This is a genomic window from Saccharothrix syringae, from assembly GCF_009498035.1.
GTDB classification, from domain to species: Bacteria; Actinomycetota; Actinomycetes; order Mycobacteriales; family Pseudonocardiaceae; genus Actinosynnema; species Actinosynnema syringae.
This window is the reverse complement of the sequence record NZ_CP034550.1, coordinates 6041112-6067689: the sequence shown is the minus strand read 5'-3', so window position 1 is coordinate 6067689 and position 26578 is coordinate 6041112. Positions and strand designations below refer to the sequence as shown.

Below are 26578 nucleotides of genomic sequence, written 5' to 3'. Positions count from 1 at the left end.
GTCCCGTGACCGCCTCCCCGAGTGTCGTCCACCGCCTGCCGTCGTTGACGGGCCTGCGTTTCGCGGCGGCTTTCTTCGTCCTGTTGGGCCACGTGAATGTGTGGGCACCGTTCTTGCCGACCGCGATGGTGTCGGTGTCGTTCTTCTTCGTGCTCAGCGGTTTCGTCCTCATGTGGTCGGCCCGGCCAACGGACACCACGCGGGCGTTCTGGCGCAGGCGGGCCTGGAAAATCCTGCCCAACCACGTCGTTACCTGGGCGGTGATGTACGTGGTGTTCGTGATCACTGGTATCTCGGCGGTCCCCGGCGGTCCCCCGCCAGGTGACGGGTGGACCTCCAGCCCCGTGATCAGCCTGCTCCTGCTGCACCCGTGGGCACCGCTGCCCGAGTTCCTGTACAGCGTGAACCCGGTGAGCTGGTCGTTGAGCAGCGAAGTTCTGTTCTACCTGCTGTTCCCGTTCGTCATCCAGCTAGTGCGCAGAATCCCGGCACAACTCCTGACCACGACGGCCCTGGTCATGGTAGTGCTCGTCTTCACGGTGCCGATCCTGGCGGGCACGCTGGACGGCCCCGCGCTGCAACCGGGCGTCGTGGAAATGCCTTTAGTGCAGTATTGGTTCACCTACTTCTTCCCGCCGAGCAGGCTGCCAGAGTTCGTCCTGGGCATGGTCCTGGCCAGACTGGTCCGCAACGGCCTCACCCCGCGGCTGGGCGTAACGATCCCAGCGGTTGCGGCCGTGGTCTGTTTCAACACCGCCTTCTTTTTCTTGCCACCGCTGTTCGTCTTTGTGGCGGCGAGCATCGTCCCGGTGGCGCTGATCGTCGTAGCGGCGGCGTCGATGGACCTGCGGGGCGCACGCTCGATGTGGCGCAGACCCTTCATGATCTTCTTGGGCGAAATCTCCTTCGCCCTCTACCTCGTCCACCCGCTGGTCGTAGAGTTGTTCAACGCCTGGGCCGGGTCGGTAATCCGACCGGTGATCGGGACGATCGCCACCATCGTCCTGGAGATCACCTTGTGCCTCTTGGTCGCCTGGCTCCTCCACCGCACGGTGGAACGCCCCCTCATGCGTCGCTTCGGCAGTACGCCGAGAATCCCGGATCGAGCCACCGACGACAGCCCCGGGTAGCGCCCATCCGCACCGCCGACCTCGCCGACTGCCCCGAGAAGGCTTGACGTGCCCGCCGATCACACTCACCGTCGCTGTTGCCCTAAAGCACTGCCCCGACGTCTTTCGAGACTGTGGTTGGTGGACGGATGGTGCGTCGGTAGTGAGGGAGTGGGGTGATCCCGGGCCGGGCTGGTCTGCGTATGCAGGTAGCGGGCGAGGTGCTGGTGGTGGGGAAGCAGGGTGGCCAGATGTGCGTGTGAGAACGGGGTGTGGTGGCGGGCGTGGGCGAGGGCGATGTCCAGTGCTGTGCAGCACAGGTCGATGTAGGTGTCGGGGGCGAGGGAGGGGTCCAGTCGGGTCAGTGGTGGTCGGTCGGTGTGGTGCAGCAGCAGGCAGGGGATGGCTGGTGCCGTGCTGCGGGTGGGGCGCACGGTGAGCAGGGTGATCAGCTTGGCTTTGGCGAGGGCTTCCAGGCCGGTGCTGAGGTCGGCTCGGGTCAGTCCGGCGAAGGCGGGGGAGGTGGCCAGGATCTCGGTGTCGATCAGGGTGAGCGGGATCGGCGTGGGAGCCAGGCAGGACAGCCAGCGCAGCAGCGCCTGGGAGTACGGGCCGCGGTGGACGGAGACGCGGTCGATGGCCTGATGGCGCGGAACAGTGGGGGTGGGGACGCCTTGGACACCGTCGGGGGAGTCGCTTTCGCGGAAGGCGATGTCGTAGAAGGCGGTATAGGGAAGGTGGGGTGAGCCGCGAAACTCCGGCGTGGATGGCGCGGTGGCCGTCGTGGTGGCGGATGACAGGATTCGAGGCAGGGTGGGTAACGGTGTGGTGTGTTCGTCTGCCGGCGGTGTGGTTGTCATCGGCGCCGCTGCGGCCGGGGTGTGGCGTTGTCGGGCGGAGGTCCGCGTTGCGGTGCTCGTGGCGTCGTGACTGGTGGGTGCGGCGGTGTGGATGGTGACGTCGCCGTGGATGGCTCCGACCTGCAGGACGATGTGGGAGCAACCATCGTGGTTGCGGTTGTGGGTGACGGAGGGCTCGGAGTGGGGTGGTGGTGGGGCGGTTGGCGGGGTTGCCGGAGGGATGGTCATGCGGCGGCCTTGGGGTGTGTGTCCTGCCCGGCGCGGTGCGGTGGTGGCAGGTTGGGGCGAAGAGCGGATCGTCGTGGTATCAGTGGTGCAGGACAGGTTGGGAGGTAGGGGAAGGCGGGGCGGCTGCCGCCGCCTTCCCTGAGGTCATACGGCGACGGCGCCTTCGACGATCATGGCTTCGATGGCGTCGGGGGGTTGAGGGCCGCCGAAGAGTTCGCCCAGTCCCAGGTCGGCTTTCATACGGCGGGCGGCTTTGACCTGCTCCCGAGTGGTGATGCCTTTGAGCATCACCGTGTGGGTGAGGCGGCGGCCCATTTTGATCAGAGCTTCGGCCAGGGTGGCGTGATGGCCGTGGTCGGCCGCGGTGACGCCCGCGATGCCTGCGGTGACGGTGGGGGCGATGACCAGGGTGTCGATGGTGAGATGGGGCAGGCTGTCGTAATGGGCGGTGTCGGAGCCGAGTCCGGCCAGGGCCAGTGGCACGCTGGTGCCGCCCAGGTGAACCAGGTGCCGACGCAGCCGGCCTCTTCTGTCGACGATCGATGATTCGGTCATCAACAGCAGCAGTCTGCGTGGTGGCAGGTCGTTGTCGCGCAGCGCCCGGGTGAGGTGGTCGACGAAGCCGTCGTCAACGGCGAATCCCGGGGGGATGTTGAGAGCCATCTGAGGTGCGCGCTTACCCAGGGCGCGGGACCAGCGTGCGGCCTGCCGGGTGGCCTGGTTGAGCATCCACGGCCCCCAGTCCCGGGCCAGGCCGATGGCTTCGGCCTCGCACAGCAGGTCGTCGGCGGGGATGTCGCCGTGATCGGGGTGGGCCCACACGGCGGTGGCCTCGACTCCGACCACGACGGAGCTGGTGAGGTCGACGATGGGGTGATAGGCCAGGGTGATCTCGCCGCGGCGTAGTGCATGGGGCACGGCGGTGAGCAGGTGGTCGTGTCGGATCTCGCCGTGGTCGACTGGCTCGGTGTCGGTGTGGATCCGGCGTTGCCCGCGGTACTGGGCGTCCAGTTCGGCCTCGGCCTGGCGCAACAGGTGCTCGGCCCGGACGCCGGGCAGGGCCTGGACCAGTCCGACACTGACCGACAGGCTGACGTTGTACCGGGCAGTGGTGTAGGGCCCGCGGGTCCAGTCGACCAGCCGGCGGACCAGATCGGTGATGGTGCTCCAGTCGCAGGGGGTGGTCAACAGGATGGCGAAGCGGTCGCGGTCGATACGTGCCACGGTGGCGGGGGAGTGGTCGGCCAGCGCTGCGGTGATCCGGGAGGCAGCCGAGACCAGGACGCGGTCTGCTGCGGCCGGGCCCATGGCCGCGGTCACTGTGGCCAGGTCGTCGAGTCGCAGCGCGCATACTCCCACCACCTCGGGTTCGTGCGCGACACCGGGGCGCAGAATGGTGTGCAGTGTGTGCAGGAAGCGGCGTCGGGTGGACAACTGCGTGACGGGGTCGTAGTCGTCCTCGGGATGCACGCGTTGCTGGCGGTTGTGGTGTCCGGTGATGTCGGCCAGCGCCATCAACATCCGCCCGCCGGCCGGGTCGTCGTAAGGGCGGTCGGGGTGCCAGGCCAGAGCGGCGCCGACCCAGGTGGTGTCACGATCGTGGCCGCCGAGGGCGAACCGGGTGTCATGGGGCGTGCCAGGGTGGCGCACCGCTGAGGCGATGCACGAGCGTACCGCTTCGCGGGAGTGTTCGTCGGTGATGTGTCCGACCAGCGGTGTCCCGACCACCTCGTGGTCGGGACACCGCAGCAGCCGCAACAGGGCGGGGTTGGCCTGCAGCACGGTGCCGTGGATGTCCAGCACGCCCATCGGCGGCGCGGTGTCGGTCATGATCGGACCGCGTTGCCCGCGATCGTGATTCCTGGACAGGGTGTGCTCGTTGCCGCGGACGCGGTCGCGCAGCTCGGCGTGTACCGCGGTTAGTCCCGCCCCGGTGATGTCCAACTGCTCGTCGAGGATCCGATCACGAGCGCCCGCGGCGTAGCCGGCGGCCAAAGCGGCCAGGGCGCCGGCGCGGGAGGCGGCGCTACCCTGGCCGGTGTGCCGCTGCGTCCGCTCCAGCCACGGGATGATCAGCTCCAGGCCGTTCTGGAAAGCCTCAGCGGTCAGCCGCAGGTCCTGAGCCAGCTCCCGGCCGATCCGCTCGGCGGGCAGTTCCAGCGTGTCACCGCCGGAAGCGTGCTCCAACAGCCCGTTGGCCATGAGCGTGAGCCGCTCGCGCAACTGCCGCTGATCCAATGGCAGATAGACCGTCGCGGCCAGCGCCTTGGCCCACTCGGCCACCATCTCCTCGAAGCCGGCCGGACGGGTGTGACCGTCGGCTTGCCGTGACACGGTCACCTCCTCCCCGAGGGGCGACCGCGAGGACGGGCTGGCGGTGTCGACTGCGGCACGGATCCGGGCCAGTGCGGCGTCCTTGTCTTCTTCGGACAGCACCGGAGGTCCCAGCCGGGCCAACAGATCCAGATCGGCGTCCAGTCGGCGGCGCCCGGCGAACGCGCTGGTCCCGGGAATCCAGGACAGAATCCATCGCAGCATCACACGTCATCCCCGTCGTCGTGTCGCCGCCGGCTCTGATGACCGGCGCGATAGCCCGATTCCCGCAGAAGCTGCTTAGCCCTGGACAGGTAGGCCGACACAGTTGTCCTGCTGCAGTTCATCGCCTCGGCGCTCTGGCCGATATCGAACCCGCACACCTTCAGCATCACCGCCTCCCGCAACCGCTCGGGCAGCCGGTCGATGCGGTCCCACAACTCGACCAATCGCTGCCTGGTGTCGATGTCACCCATCGACACCACCAGCGCCCGCTGCAACTGCTCCTCGGGGAACTCCGCACTGGGCTGCTGCCGCCGCTGCTCGGCGATGCGGTCCTTGACCGAGTTGCGCACGGAGACGTAGGCATAGGCCAGCGGAGATCCTTCGATGCACGACCAGCGGGCCAGCATCTTGGTCATCACCTCCTGCACGACATCCTTGCTGTCCACCGTCGGCCCCATCCGATACGCGAAGTTGATCAGATTGTCGGCATGGGAGCGGTAGAAGTCCTCGAACGCCTGCTCGTGGTCACGGCGGTCCTCGTCGTACCCGTCATTCACCTGGGAATGCCCCGCCCCGTTCCCGGAATCCGGGGCCCCCACAACCCGTCCGTCACCACACGCCCCGGCGCCATGCGCCGTTCTACGACGCGCCACACCGTGGCCGGCACCGCTGTGACCGGCCGCGAAACGCCGGTGTGTCCGGTGCTCCCGGTGACCGGGCGGATGCGGCCATGCCGTAGCCACCCGCCGGCACCGGCGCCGTGCCGGAGGGAACTCCGGGTTCTGCGGCATGACCGTCTGCATACTGCTGTGCGGCATGGCCGCGTCCTGCAGCGTGGCGGACCGGACGAACCGACCGTCGGGCCTGCCGCGAACTTCGGATCGAGCAGCACGGACACCTCTCGGCGTAAGGCACGCCCGGGATGGACGTACACCCGTTACTCACTGTCCGAAGTCCCGGATCTTGATTGGCTGCCCGGCAACTTCACCCAATCAGAGCATTGCGACTCCGCAATATTGCCACTCCGTTGCTCGCGAGAGGTGAATCCGCTCCTCGCGCGGGTGTAGTGGCGCATCGATGCGTCACAGGTGGAGCCCACCGGTGTTCTCTATCAGCGCACCCACAACCCACCGTCCACCCATCGGCCACCCCACCGGCAAGATCATCTCCTGAGCACCCTCTCCGAAAGGAGGCGCGTGTCCCGACACGACGCCGCGACCGCCGACTTCGACAGACCCAATGCCGCCCGAGCTCATGACTGGTTGCTCGGCGGCACACTCAACACGCCCCTCGACCGCGCCGCGGCCACCGCCGCCCTGCAGGCCCACCCCGCGCTGCGAGACCTGCTGCGCGACAACCGTGCCTTCCTGCGCCAAGCGGTGCACCACATGCTCGATACCGGCATCCGACAATTCCTCGACCTCGGTTGTGGCCTGCCCACCATGGGGGCGATCCACCAGCTCGTCAGCAGCCGTGACCTCGACGCCCGCATCGTCTACGTCGACCACGACCCCGCCACCGCCGCCCGCATCACCCTGCTGACCCGGGACCGTCCTCACACCGCCGTCGTCCAAGCTGACCTGCGCCGCCCCCGAGCCGTACTCGAGCACCCCGACACCGCACAGCTACTGCACCCGGACACACCTACCGGGCTGATCGCGGTGGACATTCTCGACACCCTGCCCGATCAGGACCAGCCCGACAGGATCATCGGCACCTACCTTCGGGCATTGGCTCCCGGAAGCCACCTAGCCCTGACCCACCTGACCACATGGCCAACCACCAGGACGGACCCCATAGATAGCGATGTCGCCGTGACGCCCACCACCATGCCCTCTTTCGACACACAGCGGTGGTGGATCCGTCACCCCCGGCACCCAACCCGGGTTCGCGGTTGGTTGGACATGGCCGAACTGCCGAGTCCGACTCCGAGCCTACGCACGCGCTACACCGGCAAAACCGAAGCAATCACCCCGACAGAGGTCGAGGTACTGCGCACCCTCCTCGTGAAGAACTGACCGTCCTGTCATCCGCGGCATACCGGTAAGAGGAGCGGAGGGCGAGGGGACGGACGACACGCTGATCGCGATAAACCGGAAAGGATCAACCGCGCCCGATGCGGGATCGTCTGTTCGGGCGGTGGGAGTGTTCCGGCACCTGGTGCATCCAACTAACGCCGATGCTTGCACGATCGAATGTCCGGATTCGCCCGACCGGGTGGTGTTCGAACTGCGCTGCGCCCACCCGGGGCGGGACGCGGAACAGCCGGAGACGACGGCACACCGCGATACCGCAGGCTGGCCTTCCCGCTCCGCTCCCGCGTCCCGCAGGAGCACAGGACCACCGGGACAGGGGAAGGGCGGCGAGGGCTCGCGTGGTCGACGGTCCACGGGGCACGCTGTGCGGCGTGCCTGCTCGACGCTTGGAGATCCTGCTGCCGGCCGATGTGACGGTCCGCGAGTACGCGGCCGTCGCCCACGCCGTGTGGGCGGTGTTGAACGCGGCCGGGTTCGGCAGGGACAGCGCGCTGCGGCCGGACGAGGGGATCAGCGACGCGGAGTTGAACGCGGCGTTCGACCAGGACGTGGCAGGTTATCCGTGGTCACCGTGAAGGTCAGCGACTCGTGGATGTCCACCGGCGATTGTGCGGCTCCGTGTGCCTGCTCGATGATCACGGCAGTGCGCAGTCGGCCGGTAGACATCGCCCCGGTTGGCCGTGGCGGCGCCGTTCCAGTCGCCCGATACGTTGATCGGATGAGGGGGATCTACGAGGACGGGGACTACTGGCCGGAGTTCGGCACGTTGACCGTGCGCGACACCTGGGTCGGTGACGTGGGGGACGGTCCGTTCGAGCAGCACACCTCGCGCGTGCAGCCGTGCGGCACGATCGTGCGTACCGGGTACGGCTGGTTGGAGGCGGCGGCCGGTGACGGGCCGGTGGTGGTGCGCCTGGAGTCGCACGACGGCGCGCCGCCCGAGGAGACCGCCGGGTGGGAGGACGTGGTGGAGATCCCGTACCGGAGTCGGTCCGGGGTGGTCGGTCTGACCTGGGTGACGGGTGGGCCGGGGGAGGAGCACCTGCGGTTGGCGGGTCCGGGCCTGTACCGGGTGCGGGTGTGCGCGGGCCCCTCGGCGGACGAGGGGATGGAGGCGGTGTGGCGGCTGTGCTTCTGGCCGGTGGCCGAGGTCGAACCGCCGCGGTGGTCGGCGCGTGCCCTGCCCGCGGTGCCCGCGGGTGACGGGGGTTGGCGGTACCTGTTCGGTTACCACGTCACCGATTTGCTGGCCGCCGTGTGGGCGGCGCGGGACGCGGACGGCGTCACCACCGTCGAGGCGGTGCGGCGGTGGAGCGAACGGCAGCACCGGGGCGCGGGGTGGCTGGACGGGCCGTTGCCCGGGCCGGGGCACCGCGAGCTCGACCCCGCCGACGTGGCCGCCCAACTGGGGGTGCCCGCGCCGACGTCACCGCGCGACCTGTTGGCCGTGTTCGCCGCCGCCGGGTTGCTCGTCGCCGACGGGGACGCCTACCGGTGGCCCGAGGTCGAGCCCAGGGCGCAGGACGTGCTGGACCTGTCGCCCGAGCGCCGCGCCGAGCTGGTGCTGTGGCAGGAGTCGGACCGGTTCCGGTCCCTCGCCGCCGACCTGGTGTCGGTGGCCCTGTGGGGCGGTGCCCGGCAGACGGTCGCCGCGCTGGCGGCGCGCACGCTGGTGGCCGAAGACGACGTGCGCGACACGCTAGACTGGGCCGTGCGACAAGGGCTGCTGACCGTCGAGGGACCGCTGTCCGGCGAGTTCACGATGACGGTGCCCGCCGCGGGGTGACGGAGCGGCCCGGACGTCGCGGGCGTCGCCGTGCCCATGACCGTCGCACCGGTGGCGCTCGTCCTTGGCTGCACCGCGAACCCGAAGTCCCGACCCGGCGACATGCGGCTTTACCGATTCGGTCCGCGCCGGCGTCACGTTCCCGGGGCCGGTGTGCGTCGAAGCACGCGCCGGCCCCGGATGCCGTCGCGGATCACTTCGAGGCGAGAATCCACCGCTGTTTGACCTTGGTCGCGTTGCACTCGGCCGCCATGAGCTTCAGGATGGGACATCCTTCCAGGGTGGGACGCCCCTGATCGCAGATGATCCTCGCCCTGGCCGTCGAAACGGAGCAGACCCACAGGGCAGCCGTCACCGATCGGGCGGCGTGGCTGCCGACAACCGTGAATACATACAGCGCGGGCACGCCATTAAGGACTGCTCAACGAAGCCGCCGGTGCCCTGCGCGGCCTGGCCTCGACGGTATGAACGGAGGACGCGTCGACGGCTTCGAACCGCAGGTGACATCGAGTAGCCGGATGGACCCGTTCCGCGCAGAAGCGAACCGGCATCCACCTGCTCTCATCTAATGAAATATGTTGCCTTTTTCTCCGAGGGGCAATAGGATCGCACCGCGCGATCAAGACGGTTGTGCGTTCATGCCGGTTTGTCTCGCGCGCAATACCCGCAACGATCGCAGAACGTGGCGACCTCGATAAGGGGCCTTTCATGGCACAGCAGACCATCGTCCGATTGATTGACGATCTCGACGGTGGCGAAGCACACGAAACCGTGGACTTCGCCCTCGACGGCGTCGGTTACGTCATCGACCTGTCCACACCCAATGCCGACAAGCTGCGCGACCTGCTCGCCGACTTCGTGGCCAAAGGACGGCGAGCAGGTGGCCGCACCCAACGTGGAAACCGGCAGGGCCGCACCCAGGCCACCGTTCCCGCAGGCGGCGACAGGCAGCAGAACCAGGCGATCCGCGAGTGGGCCAGGAGCCAGGGACGGGAGATCTCGGACCGAGGGCGCATCCCCCAGGCGCTGATCGAGGAGTTTCAGCAGGCACACTCCGCCTGAAGCGCGACCCGCGCCTGTACCGGCAGATGAAGACCAGCAGTGCGTGGGTCGACGGAGAAGGCGGTGTGGCGCTCCGGCGCTGGTCGGTGCTCCACGCGGCAGGATGGGCGGCGCACCACGCGCCTCCCTTCCTCTCAACAACAGCAGCGGCAGTCCCGACCTGGAGGAACCGCCTTGCCCCGCGCCGACCGGTCGAGAGTGGTCATGGTCCGCCCCGCCGGAGACGGCAAGTGGGGCGTCGTCACCATCGAACGCCGCGGAACCGACTACCGGACCGAGCCATGTCCACGCTGTCCGTGGCGCGTCGACGCCCCGCTTAACGTGTTCCCGCCCCAGGTCTTCCGGGACAGCGCCCGCACCACCTACGACCTGGCCACCCACACCTTCGGCTGCCACGGTTCGTCCCGGTCGGCCCCTCAGACCTGCGCCGGTTTCCTGCTGCGTGGGGCGTCGGACAACCTCACCATCCGTCTGGCGGTCGTCAGCGGCCGGATCGATCCGGACTCGATCGGCAGCCCGGTGGAGCTCTACTCGGATTACCGCGCGATGGCCGTTGCCAACGGCGTGGACCCGAACGATCCGGCTCTGACGCCGTGCCGCGGCGACCGAGCGATGCTCGGCATCGCTCCCGGTCAGGGCAGCGCCGATGGTTGATGAGACCGACCGGCGGGATCGGTTCGCCGACGTGTTCATCGTGGCCCTGATCGAAGGCGCGGTCGAAGGGGACATCGACCGACATTTCGGCTCGCTCAGGGGGATGGAGTTGCACCTGGCGACCGCTCGACGTCTGGGATTGATCGACTTTACGGACGAGGAAGTCCCAACCGCTCGCGCTCGCGATCTCTACCAGCGACACGGACTGGAACATCTTCCCGAGGGGCGGGCCTACCTGTACTGGCAGGGATCACCGATCGTGGAGGCGGTATTGGCCGAACTCCTGCCGCGCCCGACGATGTGATCGGCGAAGGCGCTGATTGTGTCGGCGAGTGCAACCGGACACCGGTTCGTCGGGCACGTCTGGATCACCGGAGGCGGGCTGAATGCGCCCGTGATTTCGGCAGGGCGGGATTGGTCGATGCGGTCCGGTTCACGACGGATGTGACCGGAATCCTTACGACGACTCCGTCTCACCCGCCAGTCTTGTCCCCGTCCGTGTCCTGCGGCGGCTTGACCGGCGTCGGTGTCGAGTCGAGGTCGTCGAGTTGTCGCTGGGCCCGTTCGGCGTCGGTGTCGCGGCCTTGGTCCCGGTACAGCTGCGATGCTTCCTGCCAGACCGCGCGGGCCTGGTCGTGGTGTCCGAGGGCGGCGTGGGAGTGGCCCAGGCTGTCGAGTGTGTCCGCGACCTGGTAGATGTGGCCGTGGGTGCGGAACAGGGTGAGGGCCTGGTGGTAGTGGTCGACGGCCTGCCGGTGGTCGCCGGTGCGGTGGGCGATGAACCCGAGGCTGTCGAGGGTGGCGGCCTCGCCGTCGGGGTTGTGATGGTGTCGGTACAGGGTGAGGGCGGCGTGGCAGTGCTCGCGGGCGGTGGCGAAGTCGCCCAGGCGCGCGGCGTACCAGCCCACCTGGTTGAGCGAGTCGGTTTCCCACTCCGGTTGGTCGAGGGTGCGTTGGAGGTCGAGGGCGTGCCGGGCGTGATTCAGTGCCTGCCGGTCGTCCCCCCGTCGTTCCCAGATGATCGCGAGTACCCGGTGGGTGTGTGCCTGTTCGGTGGAGTCGTGGTGGCGCGCGGCCAGGGCGAGGGCCTGCTCCAGGTGCCCGGTGGCCTCCTCGTGCAGGCCCAGTTGGGAACAGGCGTGGCCGAGAAGTCGGTGGGCGCGGCTACGGGTTGCGGGGACGGGTAGGTGGACGCTGGCGTTCAGTGCGGCCCTCCATGAGGCGAGCGTGTCGCGCCAGTGCCCCCGTCGGGTGTGGAAGGTGTCCAGTGCCCAGGCCAGGTGCCAGACGACGTGGTGACGTTCGAGGGTGACCGCCGCATGTTGGGTGGCCAGCAGGGTGGCGTGCTCGGCCTCCAGCCAGGCGGTCGCGGCCGCGGCGTCGGGCAGCGGGTACGGGTGGGTGCCGGGCGCGGGCGGGTCGGGGTGCAGAAGCTGGCGGTGGGGGTTCAGAAGGCGGTCGGCGGCTACAGCGGTGTGCAGGTGGAAGTCCATCACCCGTCTCAGGGCCGTCTCCCGCACCTGCTCGGGCAGGTCGTGGGCGATGGCGGCGGCGTAGGCGCGGACCAGGTCGTGCATCGCGTACCGGCCCTGTGAACGCCGTTCGAGCAGGGATGCCTCCTCCAACACCGACAATGCCCTGCGAATGCGGTCCGAGGGCAGGTCGGTGAGCGACACCACGGCAGGCAGGGTGGTGTCGGGTCCGGGCGCGATGCCCAGCAGCGCGAAGACGGTGCGTTGTTCGTCGGTGAGCCGGCGCAGAGACCAGGACAACACGGCGGGCAGGCTGGCGGCCGGATCGGTGTCGTGGTCGAGCGCCTCCAAGCCCAGTTCGCGCAGCTCGGCGGCGACCTCGGCCAGCGGGACGGCGGGGCGGGTGGCGGCGGTGCGAGCCGTGATCGCCAGGGCCAGTGGGTAGGCCCCGCACAGCTCGACCAACTCCTCCACCGCGACGGGTTCGGCGGCGACACGGTCAGGGCCCAGGCGTGCCATCAACAGGGCGCGCGCCTCGTCCTGGGCCAGGACGCGCAGGGCCAGGTGGCGGGCGCCGTGCCGGTCGATCAGCGAGGCCAGCCTGCGGCGGCCGGTGACCAGCACGGTGCAACTTGGGCTGCCGGGCAACAACGGAACGACTTGCTCGCTGGTGGCGGCGTTGTCCAGCACCACCAGCATCCGCTTGCCGGCCACCAGGGTGCGGTACAGCGCGGCCTGGGCGTCCAGATCGGTCGGGACGCGGTCGGGGACGACGCCCAGGGCGTCGAGGAACCCGCGCACCGCCACCGCCGGGTCCACCGGGTTGTCCGTGGGGCTGAAGCCGCGCAGGTCGACGAACAGCTGCCCGTCGGGAAACCGCTCCAGCCGGCGGTGGGCCCAGGCCACGGCGAGCCAGGTCTTGCCGATCCCGCCCGCCCCGCCGATCGCCGAGATCACCACCGCTGCGCCCGCCGCCGCGCGGTCCCGACCGCCGGGGGCGTCGGCCAGGGCACGGTCCAGCACGGCCAACTCCGCCGTCCGTCCGGCGAACATCCCCGGCGCGGCGGGCAGTTGACGCGGCACCGCCGGCGCCGGAGACGACGGCGCGTGCAGGTGCACATCGCCGTGCACCGCTCCGGCCTGCACCACACCGCCCGCACCACCCGACACCACGTTGAGCACTCCAAGCCCATGTCCGCCACCACGGGCGTCGGGCACGGGATCGTCAGCCTGTTCCGCCTCGGGAATCACCGCCCCAGGCACCTCCCCGGTCACCGACTGGCGGGTCCCGGCGTTGCATCACACCGCCAGGCCACCGGTGGACATCGTCAGGATCCACCCGGCCGAGCCGATCCACGCCGCAGAACGGCGGACGCCACACGCATCACCGGTGGCCGCCCGGCCCCCGGAGGGTGATCCACCGTCCGCAGGCGCTCACCGCGATCACAGCCTGAGTCTGTAGTGAATGAATCGGATGGACGGTCGCCTACTCGGCGTCCTGGGGCGGCAGGGGGATCACGGGGAACGGTGTCTCCGGTTCCACGTGAGACCGCAGGTAAGGATCGGGGCGGTAGGAGACGACGTAGCGCAGCGGAATCGCCAGCAGAGCGGCCTTGGCGACTGCGGCGTCGATCCACGATTCGTCCTGCCTCACGGGGAAGTGCGGGTAGGGGGTGGCGCGCATCAGCATGTTGGTGCGGATCGTGTCGTCGTCCTCGAACGGCTGCCAGATCAGCCGGCCGCTGCCGCTGGGCGCGCGGGATACCGCCGCGAGCAGGGCCCGGAACGAGGCGTCGGGGTCGGTGTCGTCGGGCACCCACAGCTCCGGGGCGTCGGGGTCGGTCGCGACGCGGGCCGCCGCCACCACGGCTCTGTCGGAGCGAACGCGACCACCGGCTTGGGGACGTCCAACTCCCGGTCCAGCCGTCGAGACTGCCCGGCGACGGCAGGCAACCAGTACCGCAGATCGTGGACCCGTCGCCGCACGGCGATCGGTCCGGTGTAAGGGTGCACGAGGACGGTCTCGGTGAACAGGGTGAACCAGTCGTGCGCGCCCTCGTCGGACAGGTTGGCCGTGCCGTCCAGCCGCGGGTCGTTCTCGACACCGCGGATCTTCTCGGCGAACAGCCGCTTGAAGTCAAGGTCCTCCAACAGATACTCGTCGAGTACGTCGGCGCTCACACCCGGGATGCTGGCGTGCTCGCACACCGCGCTGCCCGGTGGCGGGCAGCGCGGCATGAATGATCACTTAGGCGGTGCACGCGGCGGCTCTGCCGACGGGGTCGGCGAGGTCCTGAGCAACCTTCACGGCGGTGACCAACACCTTGCGGAAGAACGCTTCGTCGTAGTCGTGCCGGAAGCGGGTCGGCAGGAAGCGGTGGACAAGCGACTCCGCGACCTCGTCGCCGCCGGAGGCTCCCGCGTCGGAGAAGTCGATGCGGCGCAGGTCGTCGATGCACTCGTAGACGATATTCCCATTGACGGCCCGACCAGCGTGCCAGCCATCCGCCACCCCATCCCGAGGATGTCGACGGCGGTCGGCCCGGTGCGGCGGTCTTCACCCGACGCGGCGACTACAAGACGCTCGGCTGGCTCGCCGACTACCTGACCATCGCACCCGATCACGCCCCTTCCGACATCGGTCGGCGTGGACGCGTCCGGACGTTGCGTCCACGCCACAGACGGCCAGTTGGCGCGGATCCGACGACCGCCGCGGCCAGGGCGTGGACCGGTGCGGCGGTCGAGACCGGTGGGCTCAGCAGGGCCGCGGCGAGCACCAGGGCGCTCGCCGGTGGGGTCGTCCTCTTCAGGGACATGGCTGCCTCCGCAGGGTGTTGGGAAAGCCATCCCGAGCCTGCGGGTTACCGGGCGCGCGGCGGTACCGACCTTCGTCGTGGCGCGTTCGGCCCAACCTCGGCGGCCTCCATGGCTTCAGTATTGCCCGAAAGCAACACTCCCGGCTGGGGATGCCACGCGACGTGCGGCTTCGGACAAGCCCGGAAGCAACGGTCGAAGTGCTTGTGGCGCAACGCTTTCACCAGGCCGGCGGAGCGGGTAACGGGATCCTGTGGAAGCGCGACCAAGCCGGTGCGTGAAGACAACGAGACCGATCAGGAGGAGGGGGCATGCACCACTTCCGGAGGTGGGCGATCGCGGCGCTCGCCGCCCTGTGCGCCACCACCCTCGTCACCGGGCCGGCGGACGCCGTGCCCGCGGTGCCGACGCAGCTGACCGCGTCGACGGACGTGACGGAGGTCGACGCGGGTCAGGAGGTCACCATCACGGGCTGGCTGACCAAGGACTCGCCCGACGGTCAGGTCGGCGTGTCGGGCGGCCACATCGTGATCCACCTCTGCGACGGCCCGGGGTGCACGCCGTGGGGCACCACCGACACGATCACGGATGCGACCGGCCACTTCACCAAGCGGTTCGCCCCGTCGCGCACGAGCTTGTTGTACATCCAGTTCGCCTGGCCCTCGACGGGGCCGGACCTGCTGCCCTCGTCCGTCGTGCGGCCGATCACCGTGTTCCAGCCGATCAGCTTCGGCTCGCAGATCGCCCGGATGGCGGACGGCCAGGTCAGGGCCTACGGGGGGTACGGCTACCCCACCCAGGTCCCGCCCCCGTCCGCCCCGGTGTCCCGCATCGAGTACTCCGCCGACGGCGCCACGTGGACGCCGGTCCACAGCGTGGCACTGGCGCACTTCATGTACGGGTACCTGTTCTACAGCGAGTACCTGGTGCACCCGGACCCCGGCTACTGGCGCACCGTCTACGACAACCGCCCGACGTACGCCCGGCCGGTGACCACCCCGGCGGTCTACGTGGCCTGACCCGGGTCACCCGCCGCGCGCCGCGCGTGCCCGCCGCTTCCCCTCGTGCATGGCCCTGGACACGGGCGACGGGAATGCGAGGGCTGTAGGCGGCGGCCACGGTGGCGCAGTGGGTCCGGGTGGGGTCGAGGAACACCTTGCCGTGGCGGTCGTCCTTGATGAACGCGGTGGTGGCGATCACGGGGTCGAGGCGTTCGGTGCGGGCGGCGAGGGTGCGGGTGGTGGTGGCGATGTCGTCGCGCGACCTGTTGACCGTGTTCGCCGCCGCCGGGTTGCTCGTCGCGGACAGGACGCCTATGGGACCGCGAACCTGAAGTCCTGGCCCGGCGGTGTGCGGCTCGGCCGGTCCGGCCCACGTAGCGGCCCACATTCTCCGGGGCCGGTGCGCGTCGCAGGCGCACACCACCGGCTTCGACCTGCGGATGTGGTTGGGGGCGGGGTGCGCCTCGCGACATGGGAGGAAGCCGCCGGGCTGCTGGCAGAGCAGGCGTCCGATAACCGCGATCCCCGGTCCGCCGATACAAGGCGGTGTGGGCGGCTGAGCAGATCGGATCGGCATAAACCAGGCGGGCATCATCCGAGCAGATGGTGTGAACGCCGGTGTTTTGAGCGTTTGCGCGCTGCCTCGCCGAAACCGTCTCGCGCGGACATACCACACTCGGCATGAGATGGTGTGTGGGTTGAACACCGTGTCTTCGGGCTGGTGGGTCTGCCGTCGGAATGCCGAGTATTGTTCACAGTATTGTCGTACGGTGAGACCATGGGTACTTCGATGGTTCCGGGCGACACCGGCCAGAGTGGGCTTCCGCTCACGCTGAGCGCGTTCGTGGGCAGGCGCGCGCTGTTGAAGGATCTGCGGCAGAGTCTTGCCGCCACGAGGCTGGTCACGTTGACGGGTGGTCCCGGCGCGGGCAAGACGAGGTTGGCTCTCGAGCATGCCCAGGCCGTGCGGTCTGTTTACGAGCACGGGGTGTGCGTGGTCGAGTTGGCGAAGGTGCCCGAGGGGGACCAGGCGCTGCTGGAACAGGCGGTGCTCTGGGCGGTGCAGGTGCCCAGTCAGGCCGCCGACGATCCGTTGCGGACTCTGGTGGCCTATCTGCGGGACCGCAGCATGCTGTTGATCATGGACAATTGCGAGCATCTGGTCGATCAGGTGGGTGACCTGGTGGCCGCGTTATTGCGCGCGTGTCCGAATCTGCGGGTCCTTGCGACCAGCCGCACGCTGCTCGCCTTGGACGGTGAGGCCCTCGTCGTCGTTCCTCCCTTGGCGATCCCCGACGAGGACGGACCTCTCGATGTCGAGGTGGAGTCCGTTCAGCTGCTGGTCCAGCGGGCTGCGGCCGGGGCTCCGGGATGGCGGTTGGACGAGCGCAACTGGCCGGCGGTACGCAAGATCGTGCGCAGCACCGGCGGGCTCCCGCTGGGCATCGAGTTGCTGGTCGGCCAGTTCAGGTCGCTGTCGGCGGAGGTGATCGCCGAGCGACTGGACTCCGCGCCGCACCAGCGGAAGATGGCCGGTCTGATCCGCACCAGCTACCAACTGTGCACACCGTCGGCGCAGCACCTGCTGACAGCGGCATCGGTGTTCACCGGCTCCTTCGACCTGACGGCGGCGGAGCGGGTGTGCGCCGACGAGCGGTTGCCCGCCGTCGAGGTCGCCGACGCGCTCATCGAACTGGTCGACAAGTCTCTGGTCGTGCCGTCGGCCGATCGCAGGAGATACGAGCTGTTGGTCCCGATCCGGCAGTTCGCCGCGACACTGCTCATGCAGTCCCCCAACAGAGGCGTCGCGGTGCGTGCGCGTCACCGTGACCACTACCGCAACCTCGCCACCGGGTACGCGACAGGGTTTCGTGGCGACAACGAGGTGTCGCTGCTGCGCGCGGTCGGGCTCGACATGCCGGATCTGCGCGCTGCCCTCGGCTCTCTGCTCAGGGATTCGGAGTCTGTCGGGGTGGAGCCTGCCGTGCAGGCGCTGCAGATGAGCGTCGACCTCTCACGCAGCCGGTGGTGGACGTACTCCGGAAAGCTTCCCGAGCAGTCCCTGTGGCTGCAGCGCGCCCTGAAAGCCGCCCCCGTCTCCCGCTCGGTGCTGCGGGCCAGTGCCATCGCGCTCGACGCGTGGATGAAGCTGTGCCTGGGGGAGGGGCGCGAGGCGGTGCTGGCCCGTATCGCCGATGCCGAGCAGGCGGCCCCGCCGGACGAGCCGGTCGCCGCGTTGCTGTTCATCCGCGGAGCCCACCAGGTGCTCATCGACGCCGACCGGCGAGGAGTGGAGGTGCTGCGGGAGTCCCATCGTCTGTGGCGCTCCTACGGGCCCGGCGCGCTGGTCGACGCGCACCTGACCGAGATTCTGCTGACGATGGGATCGGTCCTGCTCGGCGACGCCGACGAAGGCCGGGCGGCGGCCGTGGCGTTCGTCGAGGAGTGCGAGCGCCTCCAGGCGGCGTGGGGCATGGCGTGGGCGCGATGGTGCCTGGCGGTGTCGCTGATCAGGTTCGACGACAACCCGCTGGCCGCTGTCGACGTCCTTATCGAGAGTGTGCGTGGGCAGCGGGAGATCGACGATCGGTGGACGCCGTTGTTCACCCTGCCGGTGCTGGCCTGGGCACTGGCGCTGGCCGGGAAACAGTACGCGGACGACGCCGCCCGGTTGCTGGGCGCCGCCGACGGGTTGCACCGGTCGACCGGCATCCAGCTCTCCCGGAAGCTGGAGGTGTTCGCCGTGCTGCGCGAGCATGCCGAGAACGCGGTCGCCCGACACCTGACCCCGGACGAGTACGACGCGGCTTATGCCGTGCAGGTGAGCACCGTGGAGGAAGCCATCGCACTGGTACTGGACCGCAGGTATGGACTGCGGACCGGTGTGAATCTACGTGTGCCCGCCGCCGACAACGCCCTGCCCACCACAACGGCGGGCAGTGGCCCGCCCGCCGGTGGCGACAACGTCCGAAAGGGCGATGACGGCGGATCGGTCCCGAAGGCCGATCCGCCCAAGCCGTTCACCGTCGACGAGTGGGAACTCGCCCGCCTGGTCAGGGACGGACTGCAGAACAAGCAGATCGCCGCGCGACTGTTCAAAAGCCACCGGACCGTGGAGTACCAGTTGTCCACCATGTACCGCAAACTGGGAGTGGGCAACCGGTTCGGCCTCATCGCCTACCTCAACGAGCACCACCGAGACCGGTGATCGCCGCATGAGGCGGGACGAGGCCCTGACGGAACGAAACCCGCACTCCGAATCCGGCCGTCAGGGTTCCAGGAGGACGTCGACACGGTCGAAACCGTTGATCACCACTGCGGCACCGCGGGCGAGATCGTCGACCGGGTCGACCAGACGCGCGCGTGGCCAGCGTCGGGTGATCTCGCCCAAGGCGATCTCGATCTCCATCGTCGCCAGACGGCTTCCCACACAGCGGTGCGGACCGTTTCCGAAGGTCGCGTGAGTCAGCGCACCGGCACCACGGCGGCGGAACGGGTCGAACCTGTCGGCGTCGGCACCGAAGGCGTCGGGGTCGCGGTTGGCGGCACCGAGGTTGACCATGACAATGGAACCCGCCGGGACCGTGTCGCCGTCGAGTTCGATATCCCGGGTGACGAGGTAGTGGGGGATGTTGCGGGTCGGCGGATCGTGCCGCAACCCTTCCTGCACGGCGTCCGGCACCGTGTCCGGACGCTGGGCGACCGCCGACCAGGTCCCGGTGCTCAGCAGCCCGACCGCGGTGTTCCCGATCGCCGCGGTCGTGGTCTCGTGTCCGGCCGCGACCAGGAGCACGGCGGTGGTCAACACCTCCTCCGGGGTCAGGCGGTCGCCGTCGACCTCGCCGTGCACCAGCGCGGACAGCAGTGCCTCGTCGGGGCTCGTCCGCTTCTCCTCGATCAGGGCGGTCAGGTAGCCGACCATCGCGTCGGACGCCGGTTTCTGCACCTCCGGCACCTCGGTCATCATCGCCGACGACCAGCCCGCCAGCGCCGACCGGTCCTCGCCCTCCGGGACACCGAGCAGATCGCACATAACGGCCAGGGGCAGCGGCAGCGCGAACTGTCCCACCAGGTCGACCGGGCGATCCGGGTCGAGGTCGTCGAGCAGGTCGTGCACCATGCCGGTGATGCGCGGCTGGAGGCGGGCGAGTCGCTTCGAGGTCATCGCCGCCGCGACCGGATGCCGCAAGCGCGTATGGCGCGGCGCATCAGAGTTGATCATGCTGGGGCCGATGATGGCCGACAGATCCCGGGGATCGTGACCGGCGGCGATCATGTGGCGGCCCATCGTGGCGATGATCGCCGCGGCGTCCTTGGACAACCGCGGGTCACCCAGCAGATCGCGAGCCTGCCGTAGACCGACCGTGAGCACGTGCACCACCACGCCGTTCGGCTGGGTAGCCACGTGCACCCCTCCCGCGCGCCGGGCGGCGTCCTCGACGTCGTGGTGCCGGTATCCGTGAAGCGTGCCGCCGAGCAGCAATTGGCGGTCGGCGTCGGCGAGCTGGGACATCGCCATCTTCGTGTCGTCTCCTGGGGATCGAGGCCGCTGTGTGGACGAGCCACCGCACAGAATCCCTTCCTTTCTGCGGATGCGCATCGGGGTTGACACGGGAACCAGCGTCGCGGACGGCGTCGTCATCGGTGCGCGACGTCAACGGCGCCATCGTGGGCCGGTGAAGCAACCATGCTGGTAGAAGCCAAGCAGGGACTCGGGATCACGGCCTGGCGCGGGCTGGGGCGAGTACGAGGAATGCCCACGGTGATCAGGGTGTTGCCGACAGTAACATTAGGATCTGAGGTTTTCCGCACTGATGCGGTTTCGATCGGATCTTCGTGTCGTCCCCGATGTGCCACCCGGCACGGACTCACGATGCTGTGTTCGTGGGATTAAGGAAGGACTGGGAGCGCTGCACGTGCCCGGGGGACTCCGACGCAAGCAGTGCCAACGAAGATCGATTTTGACTCGCACCGGACGTGGCACTCAGAACTTCTGCGGCGACGACTTCGGCGCGATCAGCCGCGGCCCTGCGGGTGCTTCTGAGGGAACCGGCGAACGGAACGGAGGGGGTTGTGTGACAGACAGTGGGGAACAGGCCGTCGAGGAACTCCGCCGCCACGTGGAGCTGCTGGGGCGGGCTGTCGGCATCCTCACGCCCCGGATGGAGAACGTCGTCGAACCTGCGGAACAACCCGACACGTCACACCAGGCCCCGCACGTGTACGGACACTGCGACCGGTACGACGAACTCCGCGCGCACCGCGACGTCCTCGGCCAGATCGGCATCGCTGTGGCAACGTCGTCGGACATCGCGCTGCGAGTCGCCGAGAGTGTTGGATCGCGCCACCAGGTCGAGGATGCGCGCAACCTTCGAGCCCAGTTCGAGCAGCTGTACGCGCATGAAGTATTCCACCGGTTCGTGGCAGCTCTGGGCGGGTCGGGCACGGATTACCCGCAAGCTTCATCTCCGATGCTCACGCCCGTCGTACCACTGTTGAGGGCTTTTCACGGTAGTGCCGAACGCCTCTGCTTCTCCCTGGAACACAGAGTGGCGCTCATGAGAGCAAACTCCGAAAACCGACCGGATCCGGACAGCCGCCTTCCCGAGACCTGACATCGGGCGACATCGTCCGGAGACAGACCGCGCAACGTCCACCCTATGGAGCAAGAACAGCCACGACGAGCGGAACACCTGCAACCTGCCCATGACAACCCTGCCATGCCCAAACGACCGAACCGCCCTCCCCATCGGACGAACGCAAGGGAAGACCACACCAGTGACCGTACCGATCACTGTCGAGACCACAGGCGCCACGGGGCTGTATGGAGTCGCCGTGCGACTCGTCTACGACCCCGCCGATCCCTACGCGGTATACGTGCACCACCACGCCTGGACCATCGACGCCGAAGTCGTATGGGTGTTCGGGCGGGAGCTACTCGACACCGGCCTCGCCCTTCAACACGATGGCGCCGAGGAAGGAGAGGGCGACGTGATCATCACCAGGGTGAACCAACAGACCATGAAAATCGCACACATCCTGCGCGGAGAGACCGACGAACGGCACGAACTGATCCTCAGTACGGCACGGCTCCGTTCGTTCCTCGACACGTCCTACGCGACAATCCCGCCCGGAACGGAACGCAACGAACGAGCTCGATGTTCCGTCACGTCGACCACTGGCACCCCCAATGCGCCCGCTTGAATCGGTTCCGACTCAGATGATCGGGACCGGATCGCTCGCGACAATATTGATGAAGCAACGGAACAAATTGTCGGTCACCTAACCTGCTTCGCAGGCACCTCTAGTGCTTGCGCGCAGCCCACGGCTCGCCCTGTGCTGGTCGCAGAGCTGTAACTGTCGAGCGTGCTGGCCGTCGAAGGATGAGTCTTCAACGGCGGATGTCAAACTAGCCTCAAGCCCTTTGCGTATATTCGAGCCACTTCGACGATGCTCATATTACTACCGCGAGTCGCCGCAGCCCAACGACTGACTGCAATCGGCTACACGTCAGCGACTACCATGCGCACGGGCAGGCAATGCCACGCCGTGCGGTACTTCGCGACGCCGTCCAACTGGGATCGCAGAACGACCCGTCAGTGCCTCGTCCGATTACGACCTCGCCGAGGGTGCGTGAAAAGTTGAAAGGAAAGCCAACGTGTCGTTCACCGGCCCTCAATGGAACGGCAAGGCGACCAACGCTCAATCACGGTCGCAACGGTCAGCGGAAGATCGACATGTCGAACCGATAGCTTCCGCGTCCTCCTCCGGATCGGAAGGTGAGGAGATGCTCAACGGCCATACTCGCTCCTCGGTACTGGAACGAGCGTTTACAATGCTGGAGTCGGTCGCCAACGGCAACAAGCCGCTGAATCTCACAGAAATGAGCCGCGCGACCAAGCTGCCATTGCCTACGACTTACCGTGTCGCCAAGGCGCTGGTAAACCTCCGCGCGCTCGAAAAGAACGAGGATGGCCGCTATATACTCGGCCCACTGTGGTCGGAATGGTCCGAGGCTGCGGTCGAGTGTCAGAGCGTCTCGAAGTCCACATGACCTACCCACTCCGGTCTGGGATCTGCCAATCTTGTGTGACAAGCAGAGCACAGTGTAGTCGGCGGCATTCCCTGGGTCGGTAGTGGAACGTCACAGCCTCTCAGACGCGGCGACCTCCGAGTGAGACGATCAGCTTGGCGATGCGATCCAGGGCGTCCACAGAGAGGGTGTCATACGCGGCCAAAGCACCGGAGACTTCCTGGTCGAGCAGGTCGTGGTCACGCATTTCGGCGAGGATGATACGGGCATCGCGCAGGCCAGCCTGGTCGGCGTAGCCGTTGTTGCCAGCGTCGACCAGGCGATCGAGGTAGTCGGCCAGGCGGGGTTGACTGCGTCGACCTGCCCGGCCCAGTCGCGGATCGGCGTGTCGCCAGCTTCCCAGACGCAGATTGCCGAGCGGGTGGTGTCCTGGGCGACGTCGAGTGCCTTGTAAGTGGGACGAAACGTCAGGACGGGCCCGGATACGACGGGGCCGGAGGACTTCACCGTGAAGTGCGTGGTTCCCGTTGGGAGGGGCCCCGCAGAATGTCGTCGTCGGTGGGAAACGTGTCGGTCACCAGCACGGCTGCCGCGCCCGTGCGCTGTTCCTGTTCTTGCAGTCAACCGGCCACCGCTTCGATCCCGGCCCGGTGGGTTTCGGGCGAGGAGGGTTGCGGCAGCCATGCGGCGGCCTCGAACCGACGACGGGTCATGAACGGCTCCTTGCACGGTGAGGTATCGGGCGACCCGGTCTGGAACCGGGTGTGCTGTCGGGTGGGGTGCGACCGTACCTGCGCACTCGGGACGCGGAGGTGATCGACGCGGCTCCGCCGCTTCAGGATTCGGCGGTCCACGAGGGCAGTGGGGACGGCACCTGAACGTTGGCGGGGTGGACAGGACGTGTGTCGAGTCCTGCCTGAGCGGCATGCTGGAGGATCGTCTCCCAGTCGCCGCTGGTCACGGTGTGGGCGGGGCAGTTCGTACACGGCTTTGCGTCCGTGCAGGCGCTGGTGGCGCCGGTCTGGTTGCGGATGTGGTTGAACGCGCTGAGCGGGTCGTCGGCCTTGACCAGCAACCAGACGCCCGCTCGCTGGTCGGTGGGCAATCCGGCCGTGACCGCGGTGCCTCGGGGCGGGTCGATGCGGTCGCCGTGACGACGGATCACGAAGTGGCGGTCTAGCGTGTCGACTTCGTCGTCCACGGGCCGGTGGGCCTCGACCCAGACTCGTGCCTGCTCGACGGTGCCCGGTCCCCAGAGCAACTCCACTGGGTAGCGGGTGGTCTCGAACCGGGGATCGAACCCGAGCAACTCCTGGCGGTCGTTGACCTGCGCCCGGACGACCAGGCAGGTCACGTTGGCCGTCATGTGCTCGGTGGGCACGGTGGTGATGTCGCCGATTTCCACGCGTCCGGTGTCGTCCCAGATGATGAGCTGCACCGACCGGTGCACGGGCGCGGGGTGCAGGCGCCCGCCGGGCGTCCGGGCGCCCCACAGGCAGTTGATGATCTCGGCCAGGTCGTGGATGACCCGGGCGGCATCGACGGGTGTGCCGAGGTGGTAGCCGGAGGGATGCGCGACCATGTTGCGCAGCTTGATCTGTACGGGCTGCATGCTCCTGGCCCGTTGACCGGGCAGCAGCCCTTCCTCCCGGGCCCAGTTCCACAGGCCGTTCAGCATGCCGTTGAACTCTTCGAGCACGCCGCCGATGGTCAGTTTGAGCTTCCACGGGCCACCGCGCCGCTCGAAGGCGGCACGGACCTTGTCGAACGAGTCGACCTGTGCGATGCGTTCGTGCCCGCTGGAGGTGCTCACCAGGACGATGCGGTGCCGGTAGAAGCTCAGGAACCGGTCGCGGAGAGCGTGCTCGACGACCAGGCGGGCGTGGTCGCCGGCGACGGTGAACGACTCATGGTCGAGCACGCCGCGCAGGTAGAGGGTGCGTACGCGCTCGAAGCGCAGGCGGGTGCCCTCGGCGACCTCGTCGACCAGGTCGGTGCCGTCCAGCATCGCGTGCTGGTGGGCCAATGCCGCCTCCGGCGTGAGCCTGAGGGTGATGCCGAGCCCGAAGGGGGTGAAGAGCTGCGTGCGCTCATCGGCGGCGCGCAGCTCCTCCAGCGTGCGGGTGATCACGGACCTGCTCCTTCATCGCCAGCTGCCACCCAGGGGGCGGGCCGGCCGGGAGGCCAGCCGAACAGGATGCCACACCAAGCGGCGACCGGCTCGATGGATTTCGACGTGACGACCGGCGAGCCGACAAGTCCTTCCACGCCGCCAGGCCGAGCCGGTGTGCGTGACGGCTCCGGAAACGAGGGTGCTGTCCAGTCAGGTGCCGACTTGGCTCGATATGGGCTGGTTGATCACGGGGTCGACGGTGGTGAAGGCCGGTGTTCGGGGCGCAGGACGGGCGGGTCGATGCGGGTTCCCAGCGCCTGTTCGGCGCGGGAGAGGGCCTGGTCGAACGGATGCCTGGCGAGGAGTCGGTTGATGGTCTTGGTGGTCTGGATCGCGCAGGCGGCGGTGTGGAGCAGCCCGCTGTAGCTTTCGCGGATCGGTGTGCCGTGCAGTCCCGTCTGCGGGTCGAGGTAGGCCATCGCGCCCTTGGTGGAGGGGTGGACGTGGGCCGAGTAGAGGCTGAACGCGACGTAGGCGGGCTGTGCGTCGTAGGCGCGGCAGAGCTCAAGGAAGTTCTTGACCATCGGCAGCAGCGGATGCGGCGTGTCCGGCTTCGGCGCGACCGGCGTGCCGACGGCTTCGGGTGAAGGCCAGCCGGCTCGCTGCGCGTGGCCGAAGAACCTGCGCTGTTCGTTCTCGCCGTGCTCGGCAACCGCCTCCAGGGCCTGGTCGCCGACGTCGATCACCCATTGGAGCACCAGGGCGTGTTGCAGGATCGACCGGACGATGGGGTCCGCTTCGTGGTCCAGGCCGTTGTCGTGGAGCAGGACGGCGGCCTTGCTGCTGCGCATGATCCAGGCCCACCAGCCGAACGTCGCCTGGAAGACGTGGCTGGTCTGGGCGTGGACGGTGATCTGCCCGGCGTCCACGACCGCCTCGAACGCCTCGGTCAGGATCATGATCGCGGTCCTGGCCTTACGCGCGTTCTCCCTGTCGTCCCACAGCCGAGTCTTGGGCGCGCGGTTCCGGTCGTCGGTGGTCATCAGGCGTCACCCGGGCTTTCCCGGCGCAGGTCGTAGAGACGCCAAGCTTCGTCGAGCAGCAGCGTGGCGGCGCCGGTGGCGGTGACCACCTCCTCGAACGAGATGCTCGCCGCGACCCACAGGGTGCCGTTGCCGCCGTCGACGACGCTGCCGTGGTCGATCAGCGATAGGCGGCTGCCCGGAGTGCCGTGGGCGTGGCCGCTCTGCGAGCGCCACAGCAGTCCGGTGCCCGAGCGGATCACCGCCGCGTCGGCGGTGTCGACCGGGTTGGCCAACTCGACCGCCTCGGTGATCGCCCGGGTCATGTCGAACTTCCACTTGCGGATGTTGGCGGAGTTTTTGCCCAGGAAGGTCGCGAGCGCCGCGGCCTCGTCCAGGCGGGCGTCCAGCGTGGCAGTCACCCGATCGGCGACGGCCTGCTGCTCGACGGTCAGGGCGGTGGCGGCCTCGACGAGCTTGCGCTGCTGGTTGTAGTTGTCGACCGCGATCTCCAGAGCGTGCCCGACCCGCTTGCTGCGGGCCTGCGGCGCCAGCACCCAGACAGCCTGCGCCGCCCCCGTCGGAGCCGACTTCAACACGGTGTAGTTCGCCGCCGGATAGATCCGGCCGGTGGCCTGCAACGCCGTCCGCAAGTAGTCCAGGTGCTCGACGGCGGTGACCAGACCATTGTAGACGATCGTCGACGCGGGCGGCGACGGAAACGCCTGGTCGTCGGCGGCGAGGCTGCTGCCCGGCGAGGCGACCAGGGGCGGCTGTTGGATCCGGGACGCCCAGGCGGCGACGGCGGTGAACAACCTCCCCAGCCGCCGTTCGGCCTCTTCACGGTTCG

26 protein-coding genes and 1 pseudogene are annotated in these 26578 nt (G+C 68.5%); 14 read left to right on the top strand and 13 right to left on the bottom strand.

The window, feature by feature from the left end:
- The first annotated feature begins 5 nt into the window (after window positions 1–5).
- Complete coding sequence (locus EKG83_RS25925) at window positions 6–1130, top strand: acyltransferase family protein (protein WP_033433594.1); 1125 nt, start codon at window positions 6–8, stop codon at window positions 1128–1130.
- 65 nt (window positions 1131–1195) lie between these two features.
- Here EKG83_RS25925 and EKG83_RS25920 read toward each other — a convergent pair whose 3' ends face one another.
- From EKG83_RS25920 to EKG83_RS25910, 3 genes are all read right to left on the bottom strand, one after another.
- Entirely contained in the window at window positions 1196–2197 is a 1002-nt protein-coding gene (locus EKG83_RS25920; protein WP_153278398.1) for a hypothetical protein, read from the bottom strand.
- A 144-nt stretch (window positions 2198–2341) separates the two neighbouring features.
- Window positions 2342–4735 (bottom strand): EAL domain-containing protein, encoded by a 2394-nt coding sequence (locus tag EKG83_RS25915; protein WP_228122931.1) that lies wholly within the window; start codon window positions 4733–4735, stop codon window positions 2342–2344.
- Window positions 4735–5292, bottom strand: coding sequence for an RNA polymerase sigma factor (locus tag EKG83_RS25910; protein WP_170191909.1), 558 nt, complete (start codon window positions 5290–5292; stop codon window positions 4735–4737). The genes EKG83_RS25915 and EKG83_RS25910 overlap by 1 nt, the downstream gene beginning before the upstream one ends.
- Window positions 5293–5931: 639 nt before the next feature.
- Between EKG83_RS25910 and EKG83_RS25905 the strand changes: the two genes are divergently transcribed.
- The 3 genes from EKG83_RS25905 to EKG83_RS25895 all read left to right on the top strand — a co-directional run bounded on the left by EKG83_RS25905 (window position 5932) and on the right by EKG83_RS25895 (window position 8557).
- A complete protein-coding gene (locus EKG83_RS25905) occupies window positions 5932–6753 on the top strand; it encodes an SAM-dependent methyltransferase (protein WP_051766499.1) in 822 nt (273 codons plus the stop codon).
- A 389-nt stretch (window positions 6754–7142) separates the two neighbouring features.
- Complete coding sequence (locus EKG83_RS25900) at window positions 7143–7346, top strand: hypothetical protein (RefSeq protein WP_153278397.1); 204 nt, start codon at window positions 7143–7145, stop codon at window positions 7344–7346.
- Window positions 7347–7489: 143 nt separating this feature from the next.
- Entirely contained in the window at window positions 7490–8557 is a 1068-nt protein-coding gene (locus EKG83_RS25895; protein WP_033433560.1) for a DUF6042 family protein, read from the top strand.
- Window positions 8558–8750: 193 nt separating this feature from the next.
- Here EKG83_RS25895 and EKG83_RS48240 read toward each other — a convergent pair whose 3' ends face one another.
- Window positions 8751–8963: a hypothetical protein gene (locus EKG83_RS48240; RefSeq protein WP_033433559.1), complete on the bottom strand. Its 213-nt coding sequence runs from the start codon at window positions 8961–8963 to the stop codon at window positions 8751–8753.
- Window positions 8964–9265: 302 nt separating this feature from the next.
- On the opposite strand from EKG83_RS48240, the gene EKG83_RS25885 reads away from it, so the two are divergent.
- The 3 genes from EKG83_RS25885 (at window position 9266) to EKG83_RS25875 (ending at window position 10577) form a co-directional block, all read left to right on the top strand.
- Window positions 9266–9619, top strand: a complete 354-nt coding sequence (locus EKG83_RS25885; RefSeq protein WP_033433558.1) for a histone-like nucleoid-structuring protein Lsr2 — start codon at window positions 9266–9268, stop codon at window positions 9617–9619.
- 174 nt (window positions 9620–9793) lie between these two features.
- Window positions 9794–10273, top strand: a complete 480-nt coding sequence (locus EKG83_RS25880; protein ID WP_211269187.1) for a DUF6283 family protein — start codon at window positions 9794–9796, stop codon at window positions 10271–10273.
- Window positions 10266–10577, top strand: a complete 312-nt coding sequence (locus EKG83_RS25875) for a hypothetical protein (RefSeq protein WP_033433557.1) — start codon at window positions 10266–10268, stop codon at window positions 10575–10577. The genes EKG83_RS25880 and EKG83_RS25875 overlap by 8 nt, the downstream gene beginning before the upstream one ends.
- A 169-nt stretch (window positions 10578–10746) precedes the next feature.
- On the opposite strand, the gene EKG83_RS25870 is transcribed toward EKG83_RS25875, so the two are convergent.
- Both EKG83_RS25870 and EKG83_RS25865 read right to left on the bottom strand, forming a co-directional pair.
- Window positions 10747–12894 carry an ATP-binding protein gene (locus EKG83_RS25870; RefSeq protein WP_051766513.1) on the bottom strand — a complete coding sequence of 716 codons (2148 nt, stop codon included), beginning with the start codon at window positions 12892–12894 and terminating at the stop codon, window positions 10747–10749.
- 337 nt (window positions 12895–13231) lie between these two features.
- Window positions 13232–13609, bottom strand: coding sequence for a hypothetical protein (locus EKG83_RS25865; RefSeq protein WP_153278396.1), 378 nt, complete (start codon window positions 13607–13609; stop codon window positions 13232–13234).
- Between the two features lie 182 nt (window positions 13610–13791).
- On the opposite strand from EKG83_RS25865, the gene EKG83_RS25860 reads away from it, so the two are divergent.
- Complete coding sequence (locus EKG83_RS25860) at window positions 13792–13989, top strand: hypothetical protein (protein WP_033433555.1); 198 nt, start codon at window positions 13792–13794, stop codon at window positions 13987–13989.
- A 4-nt stretch (window positions 13990–13993) separates the two neighbouring features.
- On the opposite strand, the gene EKG83_RS25855 is transcribed toward EKG83_RS25860, so the two are convergent.
- Window positions 13994–14257, bottom strand: a complete 264-nt coding sequence (locus EKG83_RS25855) for a hypothetical protein (protein WP_033433554.1) — start codon at window positions 14255–14257, stop codon at window positions 13994–13996.
- A gap of 613 nt (window positions 14258–14870) precedes the next feature.
- Between EKG83_RS25855 and EKG83_RS25850 the strand changes: the two genes are divergently transcribed.
- Window positions 14871–15578 (top strand): hypothetical protein, encoded by a 708-nt coding sequence (locus tag EKG83_RS25850; protein WP_033433553.1) that lies wholly within the window; start codon window positions 14871–14873, stop codon window positions 15576–15578.
- Between the two features lie 133 nt (window positions 15579–15711).
- Here the strand turns inward: EKG83_RS25850 and EKG83_RS49760 are convergent.
- Window positions 15712–15948: pseudogene (locus tag EKG83_RS49760) on the bottom strand (hypothetical protein); the annotation flags it as partial.
- A gap of 390 nt (window positions 15949–16338) precedes the next feature.
- Between EKG83_RS49760 and EKG83_RS25845 the strand changes: the two are divergent.
- Window positions 16339–18768 (top strand): helix-turn-helix transcriptional regulator, encoded by a 2430-nt coding sequence (locus EKG83_RS25845; RefSeq protein WP_153278394.1) that lies wholly within the window; start codon window positions 16339–16341, stop codon window positions 18766–18768.
- A 60-nt stretch (window positions 18769–18828) separates the two neighbouring features.
- Here the strand turns inward: EKG83_RS25845 and EKG83_RS25840 are convergent, their stop codons facing one another.
- Window positions 18829–20079, bottom strand: a complete 1251-nt coding sequence (locus EKG83_RS25840; RefSeq protein ID WP_051766498.1) for a cytochrome P450 — start codon at window positions 20077–20079, stop codon at window positions 18829–18831.
- 601 nt (window positions 20080–20680) lie between these two features.
- On the opposite strand from EKG83_RS25840, the gene EKG83_RS25835 reads away from it, so the two are divergent.
- From EKG83_RS25835 to EKG83_RS25825, 3 genes are all read left to right on the top strand, one after another.
- A complete protein-coding gene (locus EKG83_RS25835) occupies window positions 20681–21175 on the top strand; it encodes a hypothetical protein (RefSeq protein WP_033433550.1) in 495 nt (164 codons plus the stop codon).
- Between the two features lie 220 nt (window positions 21176–21395).
- Window positions 21396–21764 (top strand): SsgA family sporulation/cell division regulator, encoded by a 369-nt coding sequence (locus EKG83_RS25830; protein ID WP_170191908.1) that lies wholly within the window; start codon window positions 21396–21398, stop codon window positions 21762–21764.
- Window positions 21765–22218: 454 nt separating this feature from the next.
- Window positions 22219–22614: a helix-turn-helix domain-containing protein gene (locus EKG83_RS25825; protein WP_153278393.1), complete on the top strand. Its 396-nt coding sequence runs from the start codon at window positions 22219–22221 to the stop codon at window positions 22612–22614.
- A gap of 100 nt (window positions 22615–22714) precedes the next feature.
- Here the strand turns inward: EKG83_RS25825 and EKG83_RS49140 are convergent, their stop codons facing one another.
- Window positions 22715–22840: a hypothetical protein gene (locus EKG83_RS49140; protein WP_265590285.1), complete on the bottom strand. Its 126-nt coding sequence runs from the start codon at window positions 22838–22840 to the stop codon at window positions 22715–22717.
- Between EKG83_RS49140 and EKG83_RS25820 the strand changes: the two genes are divergently transcribed.
- A complete protein-coding gene (locus tag EKG83_RS25820) occupies window positions 22829–23047 on the top strand; it encodes a hypothetical protein (protein WP_033433548.1) in 219 nt (72 codons plus the stop codon). The two genes, EKG83_RS49140 and EKG83_RS25820, sit on opposite strands and share 12 nt — an antisense overlap.
- A 381-nt stretch (window positions 23048–23428) precedes the next feature.
- Here the strand turns inward: EKG83_RS25820 and EKG83_RS25815 are convergent, their stop codons facing one another.
- From EKG83_RS25815 to EKG83_RS25805, 3 genes are all read right to left on the bottom strand, one after another.
- On the bottom strand, window positions 23429–24724 hold the full coding sequence (locus EKG83_RS25815; protein WP_033433547.1) for a hypothetical protein: 1296 nt from the start codon (window positions 24722–24724) through the stop codon (window positions 23429–23431).
- A gap of 227 nt (window positions 24725–24951) precedes the next feature.
- Entirely contained in the window at window positions 24952–25749 is a 798-nt protein-coding gene (locus EKG83_RS25810) for a DUF5677 domain-containing protein (RefSeq protein WP_033433546.1), read from the bottom strand.
- Window positions 25749–26543 carry a hypothetical protein gene (locus EKG83_RS25805; protein ID WP_033433545.1) on the bottom strand — a complete coding sequence of 265 codons (795 nt, stop codon included), beginning with the start codon at window positions 26541–26543 and terminating at the stop codon, window positions 25749–25751. Before EKG83_RS25805 ends, EKG83_RS25810 begins: the two co-directional genes overlap by 1 nt.
- Window positions 26544–26578: the final 35 nt, after the last annotated feature.

What these genes read in the sequence shown, in the direction of transcription:
- EKG83_RS25920 (WP_153278398.1), bottom strand. Translation starts at nt 2,197, where the DNA reads ATGACCATCCCTCCGGCAACCCCGCCAACCGCCCCACCACCACCCCAC.
- EKG83_RS25915 (WP_228122931.1), bottom strand. Translation starts at nt 4,735, where the DNA reads ATGCTGCGATGGATTCTGTCCTGGATTCCCGGGACCAGCGCGTTCGCC.
- EKG83_RS25895 (WP_033433560.1), top strand. Translation starts at nt 7,490, where the DNA reads ATGAGGGGGATCTACGAGGACGGGGACTACTGGCCGGAGTTCGGCACG.
- EKG83_RS25885 (WP_033433558.1), top strand. Translation starts at nt 9,266, where the DNA reads ATGGCACAGCAGACCATCGTCCGATTGATTGACGATCTCGACGGTGGC.
- EKG83_RS25875 (WP_033433557.1), top strand. Translation starts at nt 10,266, where the DNA reads ATGGTTGATGAGACCGACCGGCGGGATCGGTTCGCCGACGTGTTCATC.
- EKG83_RS25850 (WP_033433553.1), top strand. Translation starts at nt 14,871, where the DNA reads ATGCACCACTTCCGGAGGTGGGCGATCGCGGCGCTCGCCGCCCTGTGC.
- EKG83_RS25845 (WP_153278394.1), top strand. Translation starts at nt 16,339, where the DNA reads ATGGGTACTTCGATGGTTCCGGGCGACACCGGCCAGAGTGGGCTTCCG.
- EKG83_RS25840 (WP_051766498.1), bottom strand. Translation starts at nt 20,079, where the DNA reads ATGGCGATGTCCCAGCTCGCCGACGCCGACCGCCAATTGCTGCTCGGC.
- EKG83_RS49140 (WP_265590285.1), bottom strand. Translation starts at nt 22,840, where the DNA reads ATGCGTGACCACGACCTGCTCGACCAGGAAGTCTCCGGTGCTTTGGCC.
- EKG83_RS25810 (WP_033433546.1), bottom strand. Translation starts at nt 25,749, where the DNA reads ATGACCACCGACGACCGGAACCGCGCGCCCAAGACTCGGCTGTGGGAC.